Genomic DNA, 16053 nt, shown 5'->3' with positions numbered 1-16053 from the left:
CCACCAGCCTTTTCATTTCTAAAGACGAAACTTTTCCCCCAGATAGATTTCCCGGGCGCGGCTGCTGCCGGCAATTTCTTCCGGCGTTCCGAATTCGAGAATTTCACCAGCATTGAGAATATAGGCACGATCGCAGACATCGAGGGTTTCACGAACATTGTGATCAGAGATCAGAACACCGATGCCGTTTTTTTTCAAACCATCGACAATTCCCTGGATATCGATCACCGCCAGGGGATCGATCCCGGCAAAGGGTTCATCGAGAAGAATAAAAACCGGTTCAATGACCAGTGCGCGGGCAATTTCCAGGCGCCTTCGCTCCCCGCCCGACAACGCGTAACCATAACTTTTGGCGACATGCGTCAGGCGCAGATCCTCCAGCAACTGCTCCATCCGTTCGGTCCGCTGAACGGCACCGATGTCAAGGGTTTCAAGAATTGCCAGCAGATTCTCCTCAACCGTCAGCTTGCGAAAGACCGACGCTTCCTGGGGCAGATAGGAGATACCGGCCCGGGCGCGTTTGTAGACCGGCAGGCCGGTCAGTTCGCAGTCATCCAGAAAAACCCGCCCCCGGTCGGGGCGCACCAACCCGACAACCATGTAGAAGGAGGTCGTCTTGCCCGCGCCGTTGGGGCCGAGCAGACCGATCACCTGTCCCGAGGAGACCTGCAGATCGACATCCCGTACCACCTGGCGCTTCTGGTAGCTCTTGCAGAGACCTTCAGCGCGCAGCGTCCGCATCACTCTGCTTTCCCCGCGGATGAAAGGTGGCCTTGACCCGCCCTTCCCCGCGACTGTCAACAACACTGCGGTTATCGTTCAGATACACGGTGATCTTATCGCCGGAAACCTGGTCCGCACCATCGTTGATGCGCGGATTCCCGGTCAATACCAGTTTGCCGCTGCTGCGTTGATAGAGCGCATGCTGTCCGGTGGCGACCCGCTGTCCCTGGACGACTCGAACATCCTGCTCAGCTTCAATCCGCTCAACCTGGCGCGCTTCGCCCCGGTAGTACACCGTCAGGCGACCGGCATGGATCACCAGGTCCGCCTGGCGGGCCTCCACGTCACCGATAAAGGTCACGGTCCCAGCGGCATCATCCGCTTCCAGCTGCCGGGAAGTAATCTCCAACGGGGCATCCCCGGGCGCAACAGAAGCCGCCCGAACCGCACCGGAAAAGAGACAGAGAAAGATCAGCAACAGGTAGGTTTTCATCCCTTTTCCTCGTCATCCGGCCTGATCAGCCATTTGGAGCGAACGTCTGCCAGGAGCTTCAGCCGGCGCTGATCAACCAGTAATCGCATCCCGGTCGCTTCAACCTCAAACTGCCCGGAACTCAATCTCACCGGTTGATCAGTCCACAGCAGTCGTTCGGCCTGGCGATAATGGAGACGATCGGTGGAAAATGCATACCCCCGCTCACTGCGGGCCACAACGTTACCGGAAACCACGAACTCACCGGCCTTTTCATCCCACACTCCCCGACGGGCATCCAGAGTCAGAACACCGGAGTCACCCGCGCCGAAAAAGCTGAGATGGACATTATGCAAACGACTCCGCCCGGTTTCAAGATCATAACTGGCCCGGTCGGCACGCAACCTCCAGAAGGCCTTCCCGCCCCGGGTTTCGGTATAGTCGATTTTAGCCAGGGAGAGATCGGCGCCTGCCGCCGGCACATCCACCGCGACCGGTTCAATACGCGTGTAGCGCCGGGAGATCACCAGCACCAGCATCCCGGAAAGCACCAGGATGGCAACAACCAGCAAATGTCGGGCGGAAAAAAATTGCTTCATAAACGGGGCCAGTATAGCATCGCCGCCGAGGGGAGTAAAGCATCGGAAAGGGACTTGGCACAGGAATTGTAAGAAGTCATCAAGCCAGGTACGGGGCCATCAGCCGTTCCCAGTGTCCCTGGGCCTTGAGCAGTATTTCGCAGACCTCCCGCACGCCGCCGCCGCCGCCGGGATAACGGGAAACGAAATCGACCCGTTCCCGGACCTCGGGGCAACCGTCGGCAACGGTCGCGGAAAATCCGACCCGCGTGAGAATCGGCAGATCGACAATATCATCACCGATGTAGGCAACCTGCTCCGGAGACAGGGAGAGATCCGACAATATCCGCAGATAGGGCTCCAGTTTGTTCCGGGCCCCCTGGACGATCAGGTCGATGCCGAGTTCCCGCATCCGGTGGGAAACCACCCGTGACTGCCGCCCGGTGATGATGCCGACCTGAATTCCGGCCCGTTGCAGCAATTTCAATCCATGACCGTCACGCACATTGAAGGCCTTGGTCTCCGCGCCCGAGTCGCTGAGGATGATCCGGCCGTCCGTCAGAACGCCATCAACGTCGAGCAACAGCAACCTCACGGTTCGCAGTTTGTTCTCCATCAGACCACCCCCGCCTTGAGCAGGTCATGCAGGTGGACGATCCCGACCGGTTCCGCTGCCTGGTCGTCGGCAAAGACAAACAGGGAGGTTATCGAGTGGGCCTCCATGCGCTGCAGGGCCTTGGCCGCGAGGTCACTGCGCAGTATCCGCTTCGGACTGGCCGTCATCACATCTTTGATCGGAGAATTGAGCACGTCGTAACCACGTTCCATGCAACGCCGCAAGTCACCATCAGTGAAGACTCCGAGCAGGCCGCCCTGAGAATCGACAACACCGGTGATGCCGAGTTTTTTGCTGGTAATCTCGAACAACCCGTCGCGCAGCAGGGTCTCCTCGTCAACCAGGGGGATCTCCTCACCGCAGTGCATCAGATCCTCGACCCTCAGCAGCAGCCTCTTGCCGAGCGCTCCGCCGGGATGAAAAAGAGCGAAATCCTCTTCTTTGAAACCACGTCGGTCCAGCAGAGCAACCGCCAGGGCGTCCCCCATGGCCAGAGTGGCGGTGGTACTGGCGGTCGGAGCCAGACCCAACGGGCAGGCCTCTTCAGCGACGGACACATCGAGGCTGACATCCCCGGCCTTGGCGAGAGTGCTTTGCGGATTGCCGGTCATGGCGATCAACGGCACCCCCATGCGACGGATAACCGGCAGAATGCGCAGCACCTCCTCGGTTTCTCCGGAATTGGAAACGGCGATGATGACATCATCCTTCATGATCATGCCGAGATCACCGTGAATACCTTCGGCGGGATGCAGAAAGAGCGCCGGGGTACCGGTTGAAGCCATGGTCGAGGCGATCTTCTGGCAGATCAACCCCGACTTGCCCATACCCGATATGACTACCCGCCCGCGACAGGCGAGGATCATCTCCACCGCGGCACTGAACTGGCCGTCCAGTCGCTGCTGCAGCGCCAGGACCGCATCTGCCTCAACCTGCAGAACCTTTTTTGCGATATCAATCATAGAAATCAGTCCGTTAAACACTGACGGCCGTCGATCAGCCGGTCAATCTCCAGCACCTGGGTCAACAGGCCCTCAAGGCTGTCCAGCGACAAAGAATTCGGGCCGTCACAAAGAGCCCGGTCGGGGTCTTCGTGAACCTCCCAGAAAAGTGCGTCAATGCCCATGCCGACAGCAGCGCGGGAAAGCCCGGCAACGAATTCCCGCTGTCCGGAGGAAGCGTCGCCGGCGCCACCGGGCAGTTGAACGGCGTGGGTCGCATCAAAAACCACCGGCACTCCGAACTCCCGCATCAGCGCCAGCGAACGCATATCAACCACCAGGTTGTTGTAACCGAAGCTGCTGCCGCGTTCAGTGAGCAGGACCTTGTCGCCACCGGCTTCGGCCAGCTTGGTCAGTACGTTGCGCATATCCCAGGGGGCCATGAACTGGCCCTTTTTCACATTGACCGGTTTGCCGGTTCGAGCGGCGGCCTGCAACAGATCAGTCTGGCGGCAGAGAAAAGCCGGGATCTGCAACAGGTCCAGAACCTCGGCGGCGGCAGACACCTGACTTATATCATGGATATCGGACACCACCGGAAGACCGAACTCATCCTTGACCCGCCGCAGAATTTCAAGTCCTTCGTCCAGGCCCGGCCCGCGAAAAGAATGGGACGAGGAGCGATTGGCCTTATCATAGGAGGCCTTGAAGACCAGTCCGACGCCGAGCTTTTCGGTCAACCTTTGCAGATATTCGGCGATCCGCAGGGTCAGATCGAGATTTTCAATCACACAGGGGCCGGACAACAACGCCAGGGGAGCATCACCTCCGATCCTGACACCTGCTACATCAACGGACTGCATATCAATCCTTCCCGTCGCCCTGCTTCAGGCAGGCGCCGACGAATGATTCAAAAAGGGGATGCGGATCCATCGGCCGGGACTTGAATTCCGGGTGGAACTGACAACCGAGAAACCAGGGATGATCGGCCAGTTCCACAACCTCGACCAGGTCCGATTCGGGATTGATCCCGGAGAGTCCGAGTCCACATTCCCGCAACTGTTCGCGATAGCCGTTATTGAATTCAAAGCGATGCCGATGCCGCTCCGAAATCAGGTCGGTACCATAAATGCGGCGGGCCAGAGAGCCCTCGGCCAGTTCACAGGGATAGGCACCGAGGCGCATGGTGCCGCCCTTCCCCTTGATTTTCTTCTGTTCCTCCATGATGTGGATCACCGGGTTTTTGGCCTGGTCGTGAAACTCGGAGGAATGGGCGTCTTCGATGCGGCAGACATTACGCGCGTACTCGACCACCGCCATCTGCATGCCGAGGCAAATGCCGAAGAAGGGAATCCGCGCTTCCCGGGCATAGCCGATAGCGGCAATTTTCCCCTCACTGCCGCGTTCACCGAAACCACCGGGCACCAGGATACCATCGACTCCTTCGAAGGTATCATTGATGCCATGCCGCTCGATCGATTCCGAATCGACATACTTGAGGTTGACCCGGCAATTGTTGGCGATTCCGCCGTGAACCAGGGCCTCGGAAAGCGACTTGTAACTTTCGGTCAGATCGACATACTTGCCGACAATGGCGATGGTCGTCTCATCGGCCGGTTCCTGAATGCGGTTGATGATGCGCTTCCAACCGGAGAGATCCGGGGCCTTGGTCCAGATATTGAGTTTCTCGATGATCCGTTCGTCGAGCCCCTGTTCGTGCAGCGCAATCGGCACTTCATAGATCGAAGCGACATCACGGGCGGTGATGACCTCCTCTTCACGAACATTGCAGAACAGCGCGATCTTTGCCTTCATGTCCCGCGGAATCTCACGGTCACAGCGGCACAGCAGGATGTCCGGCTGGATGCCGATTTCACGCAGTTCCTTGACGCTGTGCTGAGTCGGCTTGGTTTTCAGCTCTCCGGCCGTCGGAATATAGGGCACCAGGGTGAGGTGAATGTAGAGCACGTTATCGATACCGCGATCGGTGCGGAACTGGCGGATCGCCTCCATGAACGGCAGTGATTCAATATCACCGACCGTACCGCCGACCTCAACGATGGCCAGATCGACATCCTTGGCATTTTCAAGAATCTTGGCCTTGATTTCGTTGGTGATATGGGGGATGACCTGGACCGTGCCGCCGAGATAGTCACCGCGACGTTCCTTGCGGATGACCGAGTCGTAAACCTGGCCGGTGGTGAAATTCGATTTGCGGCTCAGCCCGGCCGAGGTATAGCGTTCATAATGACCGAGGTCGAGGTCTGTTTCAGCGCCGTCGTCGGTGACGAAAACCTCGCCATGCTGAAAAGGGCTCATGGTACCCGGATCGACGTTGATATAGGGGTCCATCTTCTGCATCGAAACCTGCAGCCCGCGCGCCTCCATCAACGCCCCGATGGATGCGGCCGAGAGTCCCTTGCCGAGAGAGCTGACCACGCCGCCGGTAATAAAAAGAAACTTGGTTTTCATGAAAACTCCTTGCATATCATCCTGAATCAGTGAGTTCATCCCCGGCGGATAGCACAAATCATTGCCCTGCCTGCGATTCCCGAAAATCACCGGCGAACCTATGGGTGCACCTCAGATTTTTGGGAACCGTATCCAGGGCAAGCACCTGCACTCTCCATCCGGCATAAACTCACCGATTCAGGATCCTGTTCACTCGGCCATCATCCGACCGGCACTGAAAAAATGATTTTACACATCACACCGATAAATGGAAAGCATCAACCACAAACAGACAACCGATCAGCGTCCGGCCAGTATCCGCTCAACCCTGGCCAGATCTTCGGGGGTATCAACGCCGATGGCGGCATGCTCCGTGGGAACAACCTTGATGCCGACGCCATGCTCCAGGGCGCGCAACTGTTCCAGTGATTCGAGCTTCTCCAGGGGCGTCTGCGGCAGCGTCGGATAACGGAGCAGAAATTCCCGCCGGTAAACATAGAGCCCGATATGCCTGAATGCCGGGCAACGGTCCCATTTCTCTTCGAGCTGCCGAAAATGATCGCGCGGATAGGGAATCGGAGCCCGCGAGAAATAGAGCGCCATCTGCCGCTGATCGCAGACGACCTTGACCACGTTGGGATCAAGGAATTCATCAGGCCCCTGCAACGGCGCGCACAGGGTTCCCATCTGCAGGTCGGGCATCTCGATCAGCGGCGCGATCGCCCGGTCGATCACCGCCGCCTCGATCAACGGTTCATCCCCCTGGACATTGACGATCAACTCGCTTTCCAGCCCGGAAGCGACCTCCGCCAGGCGGTCGGTTCCGGTCGGGTGATCGGCGCAGGTGAGAACCGCCTCGCCGCCGAAGGCGCGTACCGCGTCGGCGATCCGTTCATCATCGGTCGCCACCAGCACCCGGGAGGCCAACCGGGCCGAACAACTGCGTTCATAGACCCATTGGATCATCGGACGACCCTGCAGGGTGGCCAGCGGCTTTCCGGGAAAACGACTCGAAGCGTAGCGGGCCGGAATAACAATGGTTACATCCACGGGAACCTCTCGGGGGAAAGGGTGACGTTCGGCAAGCCGCCGCGTAATGTAGAAGAAGGGGGATAAGCTGTCAACAGCTCTCTCCACATCATCCCAGATCCACCGGCTGTTTTGTGGACCGAGGGTGGCGGAACGGGTGGAGATGCGCGGCGCCGCGCCGTTTCGGGCGCAGACGTAGCCGCGCTACGTCGAGCACCGAAGCGGTGACGGCAACAAAGCAGATTCACCCGTAACGGCAGCCGAATCCCGAAATTGCCGGTGGATTTGGGATCATGTCCCGGCCCGCCATCTCGTTTTGCAGACCGAGTCAGGGTTCGGGGACGACCCGGAAAACGGTTTCAGCGACATGGCTGTCGCCCATGGCAAGCAGCACATACTGTATCGGCCCCGGTGAACCGTCGTGCAGCTGGTCGAGACTGAAACGGGTGGTGATCATGCGATCCGCCTTACCGTCAATATCGCCGGGAACACGGGGACTCGGAGAAGCCAGTCCGTCCACCAGCTTGAACACCCGGACGATCTGTTCGCCCGAGTCGGCGACCCCATTGCCATTCTTGTCGATCCATTGTTCCAGGTAGAGCGTCGTCCCGGCCCGGCGAAGAGGACCGACCTTGAGGGTCAGCAGCCCGTCGTAGCGATGGGACACCACTTCCGGGGTCAGAGACACACTGAATTCGACAAGGTCGTCGACAATTTCATCTTCAGTGGCCGGCGCGGGGCGGGCGGTTGAAACGATCAGCCGACGTTCGGCGTAACCGACGTTTCCGGTTTCATCCCAGGCTTCAACCCGTACCAGGTGCTCCCCCCCGGGGAGAGGATCAAGAGACATCCCGGACCGCTTGTCGACCACCTTGTCATCAACCAGCACCCGGACTTCACCCCGGTCCACCTCGTATTCAAGCAAGGGCGTGTTGTCCGCGGTCAGGCCGCTTGCCGGCGACAGCAGGACCACCTCGGGCGCAGTGCTGTCAACGAGAAATTCAACCTCCGCCCGCCCCTCGTTGCCGGCCTCATCGACAGCAACCACCTGCAGTCTGTGGGGGCCATCGGCAAGCCGCGGCAGGGCGGTTCCCGGCGCTACCTCCACCGGTTTGTCGTCCAGCAGCACCCGAACGCTGCCGTCACTCACCCGGTAATCGACAATCGGAAAGGCGGAGGACCGCGCCCCCGGCGCCGGTGATGTTATCACCACCTCCGGCGGCCTGGTGTCGACCTGAAAAGCGACTCGCTGCTGGCTCTGGTTGCCGGCAAGATCCTGTTCCCGCACCAGCAGGATGTAGCTGCCGTCAGCCAGCGGACCGAGTCGTCCCGCATCGACGGGCACCGGCTGGCCGTTCAGCAGCACGGCCATGGGGCCACCCTCGCCCTTCACCTGCAGCGGCGGCCGGGGATCATGACCGGGGCCGGGCCGGGGCGAGCTGACCTCCAGGCGCGGCGGGGTCCGGTCGATGTGCAGGCTGATATCCTTATGGCTGGTATTGCCGAAACGGTCACGCGCTGAAAAATGCAGGGGCAGCTCACCTTCCGGCAACCTGTCCAGATCAATCTCCCAGCGGTTTTCCACGGGATAGCGGGTGGCTCCGACCACCACGCCGGGCGGCGCCAGCAGATCGATAAAAGCTCCCGGATCGCGGGTGCCGCGCAGGGTCAACTGTTTCACCGACAACGGCCGAGGATCAAACTGAACGGCAAACTCGGGCGCGGTCGTATCGATCGAGAAGGCCACCTCCTGCACGGCTGTATGGTCATCCGCATCCACGGCTTTCAGCCGCAACCGGTGAGCACCGTCAGCAAGGGGCGGCAGTAGACCATCAACCATTCTGACCGGCTTTCCATCGACTTCGATGACAAGCCGGGCCGTCGGATCGGAAAGCCGGTAATCAACCGGCGGCTGGGCGGTTGCGTAGGTGCGGGGCTCGGGACTGAGCAGTTTCAGCTCCGGAACATGACCGCCACCTGTCACCTGCCGCGCCAATCCACCGGTCTCCCCCGGGGGAGAGACGGCAACAACAGGAGTCATCGGCGCCGAGGCAACCGTGACAGATGAAGATGGACCGGGAACAGTATCAGGCGGCGGGGACATCGGCATTTTTCGGATGATCCGCAATGGCAGGCGCAAACGATTACCATAGGCGTCACGGGCTTCGACCTGGAAGCGATTCTCCCCCTCGATCAGCCCCTTCAACGTTGCCCGCCAATGGGTACGGTCCGGGAAGGACAGCTCGGCAGCCTCCCTGCCTTGCGCGTCGAGCAGTCGCAGGCGGGCATCTTCTTCCCGCGAGCCGGAAATCAGTGCCTGAGAGGAAGAGACCTCATGCTTCGGCAGGTCGACGGTCAGCATCGGCGGGGTTGCGTCAACCCGAAAAACAACCTGACGGGGCTGAGCGAATTGCGGAGAACTGAACCGCAGCACATGCCGGCCGTCTGAAAGTGGCCCGAGCCGAGCACCGCCGGCAAGCGGAATCACTTTCCCATCGAGACTGACGCGCACCACCTCCGCCTCGGTTTCAAACAACAGCAAAGGCCGGGGCCCTGTCCTTCCTCCGGCCGGCGGACTGAGGATCCGGATATCGGGCCGGGACTCTGCCGCCATGTCGGAAAGGGGCTTTTCCGTCTTCACGGAAGCGGGGCGAATCGGAGACTGCCGGCGCTGACCGAATCGTTTCTCCGCGGCCCCCGGCTGCCGTGGGATGACAAATTGAACGACCCGCAGGCCCGCCAGAAGCTCACTTGCCGCCGGGTCGCGGTCGGCACCGAGCAGCACCCGCCTGATACCGGCAAAATCGTTCCCGGAAAGTCCTCTGCGACCGACCACCAGCCCTCCCCCATGGCGACGGGTCCCCGCGTCGATATACTCGGCGAGAGGAAGGAACCGCCCCTGTCCGTCACTCTTGAGGTAGGCACTGCTGAATACGGCAAGATCGATCTCGCGGAAGCGATTCATCCAATGCTGCAGATTCCGCTCATCATTGAAAACCCGCACCCGGATGGTCAGATCGAGATGGCGGGAAAGATAATCGGCCAACAGTTCAGCCTGCCGCTCGTCGGCCAGAAGCTGGTATTTTTCCGGAACAAATCCGAGAACAAGTTCACGCGCAAAAGACACGGAAGAAAAGATCAGGACAAAAGAGAGGGCCGTCCAGAGAAGGCGCAGGACAAGGCGGGCAGAGCCTGAATATGGCCGGACGGAAACAGCGTGCATAACCTGAGAGCCTTCAACTGGGGGATAAAGGGGCAGGATACTCATCGGCACGCAAAGGAACTTTCTTCAGCGGGTTGACAAAAAGCAACCATACACTGCCCACAGTGCCAGTTCAAGGATCTCACCTGAATCAGAGCCGGAACGGCTCTGCCGGCAAGCGTCAGGTTCCGCTTGTCACTCCCGGCGACGGATAAAGATCTCCCGGGCCAGTTCGTCATCGACCGCGAACTCCGAAAACCCGACCTTGAAAATATAACTCGGAAACGTTCGACTGAGTACAATCCGATTGCCGGGCAGCACTCCCATACTCATCAGTTTCTGCATTTTTTTGTCGTTGCCGGTTGACAGGTAGGCGATCTCGCCGCTCTCGCCGGCTTTCAACTCGGTCAAGGCGACCACCCCGGTATCGCCGGCGTGGCGAGCTTCCTCGCAGCAGCTTCCGGGAGGGATCGGTTTGCCGTGGGGACAGGTGGTCGGGTGGTTGAGCAACGTGCAGAGCTTGGTATCCACACCGCGGTGCAGCAGGTGCTCCATTTCACAGGCCCGAGCATCCCCTTCCGCCCCTTTCAGGTCGAGGACATCCATCATCAACCGTTCAGCGAGGCGATGGCGACGAACGGTCATGCGCGCTTCTTCGCGACCTTCGGGACGCAGGTAAACCCGCTCGCCCTTGACCTCGACGTAGGCCAGGCGTTGCAGTTCCTGCAGTCCGGCATCCGTCGCATCGACCGACAACCGCTCGAAATGCGCGGCATTGTCGCCTTCCTCTTCGATAACAATCCACAAGGCTTCAAGTATTTCCTCGGCCTTTTCCGAAACATTCATGGGCTTTACTCCTGTTTTTTCTTCCCTTTTTGCCCCAGCAGTTTCTCGAACAGAGGCGACGGCAGGGGATTTTCGTAACCGCAATAAGGACAGTGCACCTTGCGGCACCCCCCCCCGCAACGCCCGCAACCCTGCTCCGGGGTTTTGGCCGGAATCTCCTTGCGACAGAACCCGCAGATCATGCCAGAATCCCCGTCAACAGCAACAGCCGATTGAGACCGAAGCCGACGGTGAACGCCAGCAGGGTGACAATGACAAAGATTCCCACCGAGGTTCTCCAGCCGCGTTCTTTCTTCATCACCAGAAACTGGGCGACACAGGGAACAAACAGGGTCAGGGTAACGGCGGCGACAGTCAGCTGAACCGGGTTGAGCAGACCATTGGTCTGCAGATCATAGAGACCGGCAGCACCGAAATCTCGACGGAAAAAACCGAAAATGAAAGCGGCGGCGACTTCACTGGGCAGCCCGAGCAGATGCATCACCGGCTCCAGCAGGGAAACCAGCCAGGCCAGGACACCGGTCAACTTGCCGACCACCAGCAGAACTGACGCGATGATGAAAAGCGGGAAAATTTCCATGAAATACCACTGCATGCGGGTCAGGGTCTTGACCAGCACATTGCGTGGCTGCGGCATCCTTAAGGGAGGGATTTCCATGTAGAACATCGGTCGTTCCCCGGGAACCAGCCGGGCGGAAAGAAAACCGATCAGCAAAAAGATTCCCAACAGGCAGAGACTCCAGACCAGCAAAGCGCCGGGGGCCGCCGACAGCAGCCCGAGAATCACTCCGAGCTGGGCGCTGCAGGGGATAGCCAATGCCAGCAACAGGGTGGCGATAACTCGTTCACGGCGGGTTTCGAGGGTACGGGTCACAATGGTGGCCATGGTGTCGCAACCGAAACCCAGCACGATCGGGATCACGGCGCGGCCGTTAAGTCCGATACGTTTGAAAATCCGGTCGACAAGCATCGCCAGGCGGGGGAAATAACCCGAATCTTCGATCATCGAAAAAGCGATGAAGAAGGTGCCGACAATCGGCAGCACGATTGCGACCGCGTAGCGAACCCCAAGGGTGATGATTCCGTACTCACCGACCATCAGCTCGTAGAGCCAGGGCCAGGTCAGGTATTTATCACTCAGGGCAATCACCCAGGGATTGATATAAGCTCCGAACAAGTGACCTTCGAGAAAATCCACAATGGTCCCGGCACCGAAATGACCGACAAACTGGTAGAGGCCGAAGTAGAGAACCGCCAACAACAGCGGGAACCCGGTCCAGGGGTTCATGGTCAACGCCGACAGACGATCCCCCCAACTCGGCGACTGCTCTTCCGACTGGCTGAAAGCCCCTTCCAGAACTCCCTTGCAGATTCGCTTGCGTTCAAGGCTGATGCGCAGATGAAGGTCGACACGCCGTTCAAAAACGATCTCATTGACCGCTCCTTCCACGGCGGCATAATTGTCCCCTTCCACTTTTCGCACCATCTCCGACAAACTTTCATCACGCTGCAGCAACAGCAGCGACAGCGCTCTGGGGTCGATGGCATAAGCCCCGGTCAGACAACTCGCCACCCGCGAAATGTCCCGCTCAAGATCGGCGGCATAACTGAAAGCCGCCCGTTGCTGCGGATCAAAGCCGACAATGGCGGCCCGGATCTCTTTCAACCCCCGTTTTCGTCTCACCGCCGCCCCGACCACGGGAATGCCGAGCTTCTCTTCCAGCAACGGCAGATCAAATTTCAAGCCGAGGCGCTCGGCCTCGTCCATGATGTTGATCACCAGGATCAGCGGCAGCCCCGATTCGATCAGCTGCAGGGTCATCGGCAGCATCCGCTCGATATTGCGGGCGTCGATGACATGCAGCACCACGTCGGGACGCTCCTGAAGCAGGATATCGCGAGCGACTCGTTCCTCTTCGGTAATCGGCAACAGGGAATACATGCCCGGAGTATCAAGCACTTCGTAGCGAACGCCGTGCAGCTCGCATTCGCCGCGCGAGATCTCAACCGACGTTCCGGGATAGTTGGAAACGGTCGTGTAAGCGCCGGTCAGGGCGTTGAACAGGACGCTCTTGCCGACATTGGGATTGCCGACCAGGAACAGCTTACGTTCGGACCAACTGATCTCGACAGGTGTTTCAGGACAACACTTCATCACTTGCACACTTTCACACATGCGGTGGTTTTGATAACCATTTTCATAACGGAATCAAAAAAAATCAGGATTTGCCGGTGCATCGCCGACAGGTGCCGTAGAGCTCAAGACGATGACTGGCGATTGTGAACCCGTGACGGAACGCGACCTGCTGCTGCAACTTCTCGATATCGGCATCCTCGAACTCCAGGATTGCGCCGCAACGGGTACAGATCAGGTGATCGTGATGTCTTTCATCCCCGGTCCATTCATAGCGGGTCTGACCATCACCGAAATTACGCTCTTCGGCGATGCCGCAATCGGCAAACAACTTGAGAGTTCGGTAGACGGTCGCGTAGCCGACCGTGGGATGCTTGCGGCGAATTTTCAGAAAGAGTTCCTCGGTGGACGGGTGCGTAGAGGCACGCAGAAACGCATCGAGAATGATTTCCCGCTGTTTCGTTGTCTTCAGCCCCTTGCGCACCAGGTATTCGCGGAACTGCTGCTTACTCTGGCGCATGGATCAGCTCGTTTATGTTTGAGTGAAAACGAATTTCAATTTAAAAAAATGACAACCGCCTGTCAAGCGAAAAACTCCATGGGACAGTTGAAAAGAACAAACAATTGTTTCGCGACCCTTGACCGCAGGGGTCACCACCGGCTATTTTCCCTCAATCAATATTGCCGGACGAAGAGTGACCATGCCTGACCTGGCCCATTCGCCGAAAACAAGCTCACTGATGCAGGGGCAGCCTCAACACCGGGATGAAAACAGGAGGAACCATGGCGATCGTTGAAATCAACCACCCACTTGTCAAACATAAACTCGGCCTGCTGCGGGAAAAAGATATCAGCACCAAGAATTTCCGTGAACTGGCGTCCGAGGTCGCGCGCCTGCTGACCTACGAAGCCACCGCCGACATGGAAACCGAGGCCTACACCATCCAGGGCTGGAACGGACCGGTCCGCGTTGAGCAGATCAAGGGCAAAAAGGTTACTGTAGTGCCCATCCTGAGGGCCGGGCTCGGCATGATGGACGGGGTTCTCGATCTCATCCCGGGCGCCAAGGTCAGCGTCGTCGGCCTCTATCGGGACGAAGAGACTCTGCAGCCGGTGCCCTATTTCCAGAAGTTCACCAGCAACATGGCCGACCGCACCGCCCTGATTCTCGACCCGATGCTGGCCACCGGCGGCAGCCTGATCGCCTGCGCCGACATGCTCAAGAAAGCCGGCTGCAGAAAGATCAAGGGACTGTTCCTTGTCGCCGCGCCGGAAGGGATCGAGAAACTGCAGGCAACCCACCCCGATATCGACATTTTCGTTGCCGCCATCGATGAACGTCTCAATGAAAACGGCTATATCCTGCCCGGACTGGGGGATGCCGGCGACAAGATCTTCGGCACCAAGTAATCTCCTGAATCAGTGAATCTCCGTTTGTGAATATGCTGTGCTTTTGACTCCATACCAACAAAGAGGGCTCCATGACTGAACAGAAATCGGCCACAACCTACAATTTCCGTCTCCGTGACAGCCTGCTCGGTGCGCAGATGCTGTTCGTCGCTTTCGGGGCCCTGGTTCTGGTTCCCCTGCTGACCGGCTTGAACGCCAATGTCGCGCTCTTCACCGCCGGGGCCGGCACCCTGCTCTTCCAGGTCATCACCCGCGGCAAAGTCCCGGTCTTTCTCGCCTCCAGCTTTGCTTTCATCGCGCCCATTATCTACGGCGTCGACAAGTGGGGCATCCCGGGAACCATGTGCGGCCTGCTGGCCGCCGGTTTGCTGTATGCCATTTTCGCCCTCGCCATTCGCATTTTCGGCTCCGGCATCCTGCACCGCATTCTGCCGCCGATCGTCACTGGGCCGGTGATCATGGTTATCGGTCTGGTCCTCGCCCCGGTGGCGGTCCACATGGCCTCCGGCCGTACCGGCGACGGGGCGGCCTGGCTGGTACCGCAGACCAGCGCCTACATTATCGCCGGAACGGCCCTGCTGGTCACCATTATGGTCTCGCTGCTGGGCCGGGGGATGTTCAAACTGGTGCCCATCCTGTGCGGGATTACCGCCGGTTACCTGACCGCGGTCGTTCTCGACATGGCCGGTATTTCAGCCTCCATCCAGGCAACCTTCGACCCCGGGGCCCTGAAGAACTGGACTGCGCCGACCCTGGTGTCCATGCAGAAGGTCGCGTCATCCCCCTGGTTCGCGGTCCCTGACTTCAGCCTGCCGACCTGGAACCTGGAAGCGATCCTGTTCATCGTCCCGGTCGCCATCGCCCCGGCCATTGAGCACTTCGGCGATGTTCTGGCCATCGGCGGCATCACCGGCAAGGACTATGTCGACGATCCCGGCATTCACAAGACCCTGCTCGGCGACGGTCTCGCCACCAGCCTCGCCGCCATGCTCGGCGGTCCGCCGAACACCACCTACTCCGAGGTTTCGGGGGCGGTCGCCCTGACCCGCTCCTTCAACCCGGCCATCATGACCTGGGCGGCGATCAGCGCCATCCTGCTGGCATTCGTCGGCAAGCTCGGCGGCTTTCTCGCCTCGATTCCGGTTCCGGTCATGGGCGGCATCATGGTGCTGCTGTTCGGCGCTATCACCGTCATCGGCATCAACACCCTGGTCCGGGCCGGCACCGACCTGATGGAACCCCGCAACCTGGCGATCGTCGCCATCATCCTGGTGTTCGGCATCGGCGGCATGAACTTCGACCTGAGCATCGTCAAGCTCGGCGGCATCGGCCTGGCCGGCATCGTCGGCGTCATCCTCAACCAGGTGCTGCCGAACGGCCGTGAGCAGGAACCGGTTGCAGAACAACTGATCGACGACTGAGCAGACCTGACAGCCTGTCCCACGACAGACGAGCCCGGCACAGATTGCTGCCGGGCTCGTCCAGTTTATCCCCGGCTTACCAGCCCCCCCTTCCATACAAACCCTGTTTTAAAAGCTTGATTTCCCCTTGTAAAACCGCACAACTCATGCGACTATCTACAAAATTTATATTTTTGCCTCGTCCGCAGAATCTGTGGGTAGGCCGATATAAAAATTAGAGCATTGCCCTT

General features: G+C 59.3%; 14 protein-coding genes. 2 read left to right on the top strand and 12 right to left on the bottom strand.

Features of this window, described 5'->3' with window-relative positions; genetic code table 11:
• Positions 1-18: 18 nt before the first annotated feature.
• The 12 genes from lptB to C2E25_RS10575 all read right to left on the bottom strand — a co-directional run bounded on the left by lptB (position 19) and on the right by C2E25_RS10575 (position 13512).
• Positions 19-741 (bottom strand): LPS export ABC transporter ATP-binding protein, encoded by a 723-nt coding sequence (lptB, locus tag C2E25_RS10630; RefSeq protein ID WP_103115725.1) that lies wholly within the window; start codon positions 739-741, stop codon positions 19-21.
• Positions 722-1216 carry a lipopolysaccharide transport periplasmic protein LptA gene (lptA, locus tag C2E25_RS10625; RefSeq protein WP_103115724.1) on the bottom strand — a complete coding sequence of 165 codons (495 nt, stop codon included), beginning with the start codon at positions 1214-1216 and terminating at the stop codon, positions 722-724. Before lptA ends, lptB begins: the two co-directional genes overlap by 20 nt.
• The gene (lptC, locus tag C2E25_RS10620; protein WP_103115723.1) at positions 1213-1794 is read right to left on the bottom strand and encodes an LPS export ABC transporter periplasmic protein LptC; all 582 of its coding nucleotides are present in this window, start codon (positions 1792-1794) and stop codon (positions 1213-1215) included. Before lptC ends, lptA begins: the two co-directional genes overlap by 4 nt.
• A 79-nt stretch (positions 1795-1873) precedes the next feature.
• Positions 1874-2389: a KdsC family phosphatase gene (locus C2E25_RS10615; RefSeq protein ID WP_085010594.1), complete on the bottom strand. Its 516-nt coding sequence runs from the start codon at positions 2387-2389 to the stop codon at positions 1874-1876.
• Entirely contained in the window at positions 2389-3351 is a 963-nt protein-coding gene (locus C2E25_RS10610) for a KpsF/GutQ family sugar-phosphate isomerase (RefSeq protein WP_103115722.1), read from the bottom strand. Before C2E25_RS10610 ends, C2E25_RS10615 begins: the two co-directional genes overlap by 1 nt.
• A gap of 5 nt (positions 3352-3356) precedes the next feature.
• Positions 3357-4193, bottom strand: coding sequence for a 3-deoxy-8-phosphooctulonate synthase (gene kdsA, locus C2E25_RS10605; protein ID WP_103115721.1), 837 nt, complete (start codon positions 4191-4193; stop codon positions 3357-3359).
• 1 nt (position 4194) lies between these two features.
• Positions 4195-5802 carry a CTP synthase gene (locus C2E25_RS10600; protein ID WP_103115720.1) on the bottom strand — a complete coding sequence of 536 codons (1608 nt, stop codon included), beginning with the start codon at positions 5800-5802 and terminating at the stop codon, positions 4195-4197.
• 279 nt (positions 5803-6081) lie between these two features.
• Entirely contained in the window at positions 6082-6831 is a 750-nt protein-coding gene (gene kdsB / locus C2E25_RS10595) for a 3-deoxy-manno-octulosonate cytidylyltransferase (RefSeq protein WP_103115719.1), read from the bottom strand.
• A 307-nt stretch (positions 6832-7138) separates the two neighbouring features.
• Positions 7139-9937, bottom strand: coding sequence for a hypothetical protein (locus C2E25_RS10590; RefSeq protein WP_146032949.1), 2799 nt, complete (start codon positions 9935-9937; stop codon positions 7139-7141).
• A gap of 270 nt (positions 9938-10207) precedes the next feature.
• Entirely contained in the window at positions 10208-10858 is a 651-nt protein-coding gene (locus tag C2E25_RS10585; protein WP_103115717.1) for a metal-dependent transcriptional regulator, read from the bottom strand.
• A gap of 178 nt (positions 10859-11036) precedes the next feature.
• Complete coding sequence (feoB, locus tag C2E25_RS10580) at positions 11037-13013, bottom strand: ferrous iron transport protein B (RefSeq protein WP_103115716.1); 1977 nt, start codon at positions 13011-13013, stop codon at positions 11037-11039.
• Positions 13014-13077: 64 nt separating this feature from the next.
• Entirely contained in the window at positions 13078-13512 is a 435-nt protein-coding gene (locus C2E25_RS10575) for a Fur family transcriptional regulator (protein WP_085010602.1), read from the bottom strand.
• 263 nt (positions 13513-13775) lie between these two features.
• Here C2E25_RS10575 and upp point away from each other — a divergent pair, with 263 nt between their 5' ends.
• Both upp and C2E25_RS10565 read left to right on the top strand, forming a co-directional pair.
• Positions 13776-14402 carry a uracil phosphoribosyltransferase gene (upp, locus tag C2E25_RS10570; protein WP_085010603.1) on the top strand — a complete coding sequence of 209 codons (627 nt, stop codon included), beginning with the start codon at positions 13776-13778 and terminating at the stop codon, positions 14400-14402.
• A gap of 71 nt (positions 14403-14473) precedes the next feature.
• On the top strand, positions 14474-15823 hold the full coding sequence (locus C2E25_RS10565) for a uracil-xanthine permease family protein (RefSeq protein WP_103115715.1): 1350 nt from the start codon (positions 14474-14476) through the stop codon (positions 15821-15823).
• The last annotated feature ends 230 nt before the right edge of the window (positions 15824-16053 follow it).

Origin of the sequence: Geothermobacter hydrogeniphilus (genome assembly GCF_002898515.1) — a bacterium.
GTDB lineage: Bacteria > Desulfobacterota > Desulfuromonadia > Desulfuromonadales > Geothermobacteraceae > Geothermobacter_A.
Note: the sequence above shows the minus strand (reverse complement) of the source record. Positions and strands in the feature narration are given on the sequence as shown.

Coding starts and splice junctions, on each gene's coding strand:
- lptB (WP_103115725.1), bottom strand. CDS start 741: ATGCGGACGCTGCGCGCTGAAGGTCTCTGCAAGAGCTACCAGAAGCGC.
- lptA (WP_103115724.1), bottom strand. CDS start 1,216: ATGAAAACCTACCTGTTGCTGATCTTTCTCTGTCTCTTTTCCGGTGCG.
- lptC (WP_103115723.1), bottom strand. CDS start 1,794: ATGAAGCAATTTTTTTCCGCCCGACATTTGCTGGTTGTTGCCATCCTG.
- C2E25_RS10615 (WP_085010594.1), bottom strand. CDS start 2,389: ATGGAGAACAAACTGCGAACCGTGAGGTTGCTGTTGCTCGACGTTGAT.
- C2E25_RS10610 (WP_103115722.1), bottom strand. CDS start 3,351: ATGATTGATATCGCAAAAAAGGTTCTGCAGGTTGAGGCAGATGCGGTC.
- kdsA (WP_103115721.1), bottom strand. CDS start 4,193: ATGCAGTCCGTTGATGTAGCAGGTGTCAGGATCGGAGGTGATGCTCCC.
- C2E25_RS10600 (WP_103115720.1), bottom strand. CDS start 5,802: ATGAAAACCAAGTTTCTTTTTATTACCGGCGGCGTGGTCAGCTCTCTC.
- C2E25_RS10585 (WP_103115717.1), bottom strand. CDS start 10,858: ATGAATGTTTCGGAAAAGGCCGAGGAAATACTTGAAGCCTTGTGGATT.
- feoB (WP_103115716.1), bottom strand. CDS start 13,013: ATGAAGTGTTGTCCTGAAACACCTGTCGAGATCAGTTGGTCCGAACGT.
- C2E25_RS10575 (WP_085010602.1), bottom strand. CDS start 13,512: ATGCGCCAGAGTAAGCAGCAGTTCCGCGAATACCTGGTGCGCAAGGGG.
- upp (WP_085010603.1), top strand. CDS start 13,776: ATGGCGATCGTTGAAATCAACCACCCACTTGTCAAACATAAACTCGGC.
- C2E25_RS10565 (WP_103115715.1), top strand. CDS start 14,474: ATGACTGAACAGAAATCGGCCACAACCTACAATTTCCGTCTCCGTGAC.